Origin of the sequence: Mesorhizobium sp. M4A.F.Ca.ET.050.02.1.1, from assembly GCF_003997725.1 — a bacterium.
Taxonomy (GTDB): Bacteria; Pseudomonadota; Alphaproteobacteria; order Rhizobiales; family Rhizobiaceae; genus Mesorhizobium.
In genome coordinates this window covers 1-4,833 of the sequence record NZ_RZSG01000458.1, presented here as the reverse complement: position 1 = coordinate 4,833, position 4,833 = coordinate 1, and the positions used below count along the sequence as shown (strand labels likewise).

General features: G+C 63.8%; 5 protein-coding genes and 1 pseudogene. All 6 read left to right on the top strand.

What is annotated here, in order from left to right; all coding sequences use genetic code 11:
* The coding region (locus EOA33_RS24385; RefSeq protein WP_127406793.1) for a DapH/DapD/GlmU-related protein at positions 1 to 470 on the top strand (470 nt) is incomplete at its 5' end.
* 104 nt (positions 471 to 574) lie between these two features.
* Positions 575 to 1,285 carry a DUF1868 domain-containing protein gene (locus EOA33_RS24380; protein ID WP_127406792.1) on the top strand — a complete coding sequence of 237 codons (711 nt, stop codon included), beginning with the start codon at positions 575 to 577 and terminating at the stop codon, positions 1,283 to 1,285.
* Between the two features lie 182 nt (positions 1,286 to 1,467).
* Positions 1,468 to 2,325, top strand: coding sequence for a phosphonate ABC transporter ATP-binding protein (gene phnC, locus EOA33_RS24375; RefSeq protein ID WP_126058221.1), 858 nt, complete (start codon positions 1,468 to 1,470; stop codon positions 2,323 to 2,325).
* Positions 2,326 to 2,488: 163 nt separating this feature from the next.
* Positions 2,489 to 3,397, top strand: coding sequence for a phosphonate ABC transporter substrate-binding protein (gene phnD, locus EOA33_RS24370; protein WP_127406791.1), 909 nt, complete (start codon positions 2,489 to 2,491; stop codon positions 3,395 to 3,397).
* Positions 3,398 to 3,454: 57 nt separating this feature from the next.
* Complete coding sequence (phnE, locus tag EOA33_RS24365) at positions 3,455 to 4,408, top strand: phosphonate ABC transporter, permease protein PhnE (RefSeq protein WP_127406790.1); 954 nt, start codon at positions 3,455 to 3,457, stop codon at positions 4,406 to 4,408.
* 65 nt (positions 4,409 to 4,473) lie between these two features.
* Positions 4,474 to 4,833: pseudogene (locus tag EOA33_RS24360) on the top strand (phosphonate ABC transporter, permease protein PhnE); the annotation flags it as partial.

The following is a 4,833-nucleotide window of genomic DNA, read 5'->3' as shown; positions in this document are numbered from 1 at the left end:
GCGCCGTCTGGTGCGCGACCATTCGCAAGTTCTCCAACATCGCGGCCAGCGTGCGCATCAATGCCACCAACCATCCGACCTGGCGGCCGACGCTGCACCACTTCACCTACCGCGCCTCCGACTATTGGGACGACGCCGAGCACGAAAGCGAATTCTTCGCAGAGCGCCGTGCGAAACGCGTCACCATCGGCCACGACACCTGGCTTGGCCATGGCTCGACCATCCTGCCCGGCGTCACTGTCGGCGATGGCGCGGCGGTCGGCGCCGGCGCCGTGGTGTCGAAGGATGTTGCGCCTTACACCATCGTCGGCGGCGTGCCGGCGAAGCCGATCCGCGAGCGTTTCGACCGTCGCACCGCCGAGCGCTACCAGGCGCTCGCCTGGTGGGACTGGGACCATGCAAGGCTGCGTGCTTCGCTCGACGATTTCCGCGCGCTTTCAGCCGAGGCGTTTCTCGAAAAATATAGCTGACGTCACCGATGTTCCCGTGTGCGTCATTGCCAGGGACGGACGCTGGAATTTCATATCCCTGACACAGGATTAGGTCACGAGGCGGTCTTTCTCTGGAGATCGCAATGCTCGATTTGGTCAGACCCTCGCTCGCCGGTTTCTTTGAAGGCACCAACCCGACGCCTCCGGTGCATCTCGGCACCCGTTACGACGCGGCGGGCAACTTCCTCCTGGAGCCTGGCAACACGGTCGTCAGCCACCTCGTCAACGGCTCGCCCTCCGAAGCGGCGGTCATCGAGGTGCGCGAGCGCATGCGCGCCATGCTTGACGCCGACCGGCTTGCCTTCACCCCGGTCTCTAGCCTGCACATGACGTTGTTCCAAGGCATCATCGAGCGCCGCCGCCGGCTCCCCTATTGGCCTCGGGATGTGGCGCTCGACACCGGCATCGACGGCATGACCCGCCTTTATCTGGAGCGCCTGGAAGGCTTCCAGGGGAGCGGCGCGTTCAGGATAAGAGCCATCGGCGTCACCCCGAACGGCCTTACCGTTGCCGGCGCCTCGGACGAAGACCGGCGCATCCTCCAGGCCTGGCGCGATGCACTGTCGGTGCCGTTCGGCTACCGCCACCCCGACCATGACACCTACGTCTTCCACATCACCTTCGCCTACCAGATCCGCCGCCTTGCCGACGGGCGCGCGGCGGCCTGGCAGGACCTGTTCGACGATTGCCTGTCCTTCCTCGACCGCGAGGCGCCGGTCATCGAACTCAATCCGCCGGCCTTTTGCAGTTTCCGCGACATGAAGCATTTCGAGGAGCTCCTGGTCCTCGGTTGAGCCCATGCATGGCGCCCAAAAGTGCCTAGCGATTTGGGACAACGACATGCAGGCATTCCGGCTCTGGGCCCTAGCCTGTGGGCGGTAACAAAACTGACATCAATCCGACACGGCAGGTTCATGGCGTTGCGCTAGCCAAGGTTAACAGACCTTCAAAGCGCGACTGGACTGGAGCTTTGCCCATGTCAGCAACATCCGCCACGCTCGAAATCCGCGGTGTCACCCGACGATTCGGCAAGAACACCGCGGTCAGCGCTGTCGACCTGTCGATCCCGCAGGGCCAGATGGTCGGCATCATCGGCCGCTCCGGCGCCGGCAAATCGACGCTTCTGCGCATGATCAACCGTCTCATCGACCCCAGCCAGGGGTCGATTTTTTTTGACGGCGCCGAAGTCTCCCGCCTGCAGGGTTCGCCGCTGCGGCGCTGGCAGCGCGACTGCGCCATGATCTTCCAGCAGTTCAACCTGGTACCGCGCCTCGACGTGCTGACCAACGTGCTGCTCGGCCGGCTAAACCACCGCTCGACGCTCTCCAACCTGTTCGGCATGTTCTCGCGCAGCGAATGCGCCGAGGCGGTAGCGGCGCTCGAGCGCCTCGACATCGCCCGCACCGCGCTGCAGCCGGCTGGCACGCTGTCCGGCGGCCAGCAGCAGCGCGTGGCGATCGCGCGCGCCATGATGCAACAGCCGAGGGTGCTGCTCGCCGACGAGCCGATCGCCTCGCTCGACCCGCTCAACGCCAAGGTGGTGATGGACTCGCTGCAGGACATCAACCTGCGCGAAGGCATCACCGTCATCACCAATCTGCACACGCTGGACACGGCGCGGGCCTATTGCAACCGCATCATCGGCATGGCCGCCGGCAAGGTCGTGTTCGACGGCGCGCCCGAGGATCTCGACCGCGACGCCGTGCGTCTTGTCTATAGTGCGGACAGCAATGGCGCCGATATCTCCGAGGCCATCACGTCGACCAGCGTCAACTTCAAGCCGAAGATTACCGCATCCGCCGGACCGCTCGAGCCCGCATTCCCCGGCTACTAGTCGATGTTTGCGAACCGTCCGCGCTGACGAAGAGCGGCAACCGGTTCGGCAAGGATCATGGCCAAGAAAACGAGCAACCCGGATCGCCCGCCCGCGTCAAAGGCAGCTGTCAAAAATTCGAACGTCGCCGGCGCGAGGCCGGAACAACAGGAGAGAGATCCAAATGTTTAGGAAGATGGTTTTTGGCGCCGTATCACTGCTCGCCATCGCGACGAGCGCTGCTCATGCCGCTGACCTCAAGGAATTCCGCGTCGGCATCCTTGGCGGCGAAAACGAGACGGACCGGCTGCGCAACTACCAGTGCCTGGCCGACCATTTGAAGGCAGAATTCGGCTTCGAGAAGGTCTCGCTGTTCCCGGCCGCCGACTACGACGGCGTCATCCAGGGCCTGCTCGGCGGCACGCTCGACTTCGCCGAGCTCGGCGCTTCCGGCTATGCCAGCGTCTATATCAAGGACCCCAAGGCGGTCACCCCGATCCTCACCACCCAGCAGACCGACGGCGCCACCGGCTACTATTCGATCGGCCTGGCGCTGAAGTCGTCGGGGATCACCGACATCAAGTCGGCCAAGGGCAAGAAGCTCGGCTATGCCGACCCGGACTCGACCTCCGGCTATCTGATCCCGCTGACCCAGATTCCGAAGGACACCGGCCAGTCGAACGAGGCCTTCTTCGCCTCGACCCAGTTCAACGGCGGCCATGAGAACAACATCCTCGCCGTCCGCGACGGCAAGGTCGACGTCGCGGTGGACGATTCCTCCGGCATCGGCGATTTCAAGAACGGCTATACCTCCGGCACCTTCCACAAGGAAGTCGCCAAGGGCGCCGTCGATCCGAACGACTTCGTCGAGGTCTGGCGCTCCGGCCTGATCCCGAACGGCCCGCTGGTCGTGCGCACCGCGCTCGGCGACCACATGACCGCCAAGCTCACCGCCTTCTTCACCGCGCTGCCGACCAAGGACAAGGCCTGCTTCGAGGGCGTCGAGGGCGGCGACTTCACCGGCTACGTTCCGGTCAAGCCGGACTTCTACAATGTCATCGTCGAAGCCCGCAAAGCCGCGATCGGCGGCTGACGGCATCAGGAAAAAGGGCGGCGGTCAAAAACGCCGCCCTTTTTGCATCTCCCGATCATGACTTCAGCGACAATCCATTCCGATGCGACCCGCCTGGCGGCCGATGCCTGGCGGCGCCAGACGTCGTTGCGCCGGCTTTACACCGGCCTCGGTGTCGGCCTGCTTCTCGTCGCCATGTGCGCGACCATGTGGTTCGCCGACGAGGCCAATGCCGGTCACTTCTTCGAACGGCTGCCGCATTTGCTGGATTTCCTGAGCTGGCTGATCCCCAAGGATTGGAACGACGTCTGGCGGGCGCTGTTCGACGTCGCCTCGCCGCATGACATCGGCACCCAGGAATTCAACTTCCCACTCGGCCGCGTCTACGTCTGGGGCGGTTTCTACATTCCCGAATATTTTGAGCTGATGCTGACCACGGTCAACGTGGCGCTGGTCTCGACCTTCATCGGTTTTGTCTTCGCCGTGCCCTTCTCCTTCATCGCCGCGCGCAACCTGACGCCGAGCCCGGCGCTCAGGCTCGTCGTCAAGCGCTTCATGGAACTGCTGCGCGCCTTTCCGGAGATCGTCATTGCCGGGCTGTTCGCGGCCATCGTCTCGATCGGCCCGGTCGCCGCCATCATCGCCATCGGCCTGCATTCGATCGGCGCGCTCGGCAAGCTCTTCTACGAGATCAACGAGAACATCGACATGCGCGCCGAGGAAGGCTTGCGGGCGGTCGGCGCCAACTGGTTCGAGCGCATCCGCTTTGCCGCCCTGCCGCAAGTGCTGCCCAATTTCATGTCCTATACGTTGCTGCGCATCGAGATCAACGTGCGCATCTCGACGATTATGGGCGCAGTCGGCGGCGGCGGCATCGGCGAGGAGCTGAAGCTCTCCATCTCGCGCGGCTTCGGCGCCAAGACGCTGGCGCTGGTGCTGCTGCTCTTCACCACCATCTTCATCGTCGACCAGTTCTCCGCCTGGCTGCGCCGCAAGCTCGTCGGCGAGCAGGCCTTTCTGATGAGCGCCTGACCATGATCCCGAAAAGTGGACGCCGGTTTTCGGACAAGATCATGGTCAGGACCAAGGGTTGAGCCATGGCCACGATCACAGCAAACGATATGCAGGCGATAGAGGCGCGCTACCCGCAGATATTTCGGCGGCCGCTCTACAAGCGTTTCGGACCGCTGTTCCTGGTTGCTGGAACCGTCCTGTACCTCGCCTATGCCCTGTGGTTCTTCAGCATGCCGCAGGTGCTGCGCGAGTCGCATTGGGAGCGGCTGCCGCTCTTCCTTTCGCAATGGATCAGCTACGACCTGCAGCCGGAGTTCCGCCTCGACCAGCCGGAGATCACGCCCAAATACCCGCGCTTCTCCGCGCTTGGCGAGAACCCCAATCCTGACTGGGTGATCAGGAACCCGGACGGCTTCACCGTGCTGATCGACGGCCTGGCCAAA

Coding starts and splice junctions, on each gene's coding strand:
- EOA33_RS24380 (WP_127406792.1), top strand. CDS start 575: ATGCTCGATTTGGTCAGACCCTCGCTCGCCGGTTTCTTTGAAGGCACC.
- phnC (WP_126058221.1), top strand. CDS start 1,468: ATGTCAGCAACATCCGCCACGCTCGAAATCCGCGGTGTCACCCGACGA.
- phnD (WP_127406791.1), top strand. CDS start 2,489: ATGTTTAGGAAGATGGTTTTTGGCGCCGTATCACTGCTCGCCATCGCG.
- phnE (WP_127406790.1), top strand. CDS start 3,455: ATGACTTCAGCGACAATCCATTCCGATGCGACCCGCCTGGCGGCCGAT.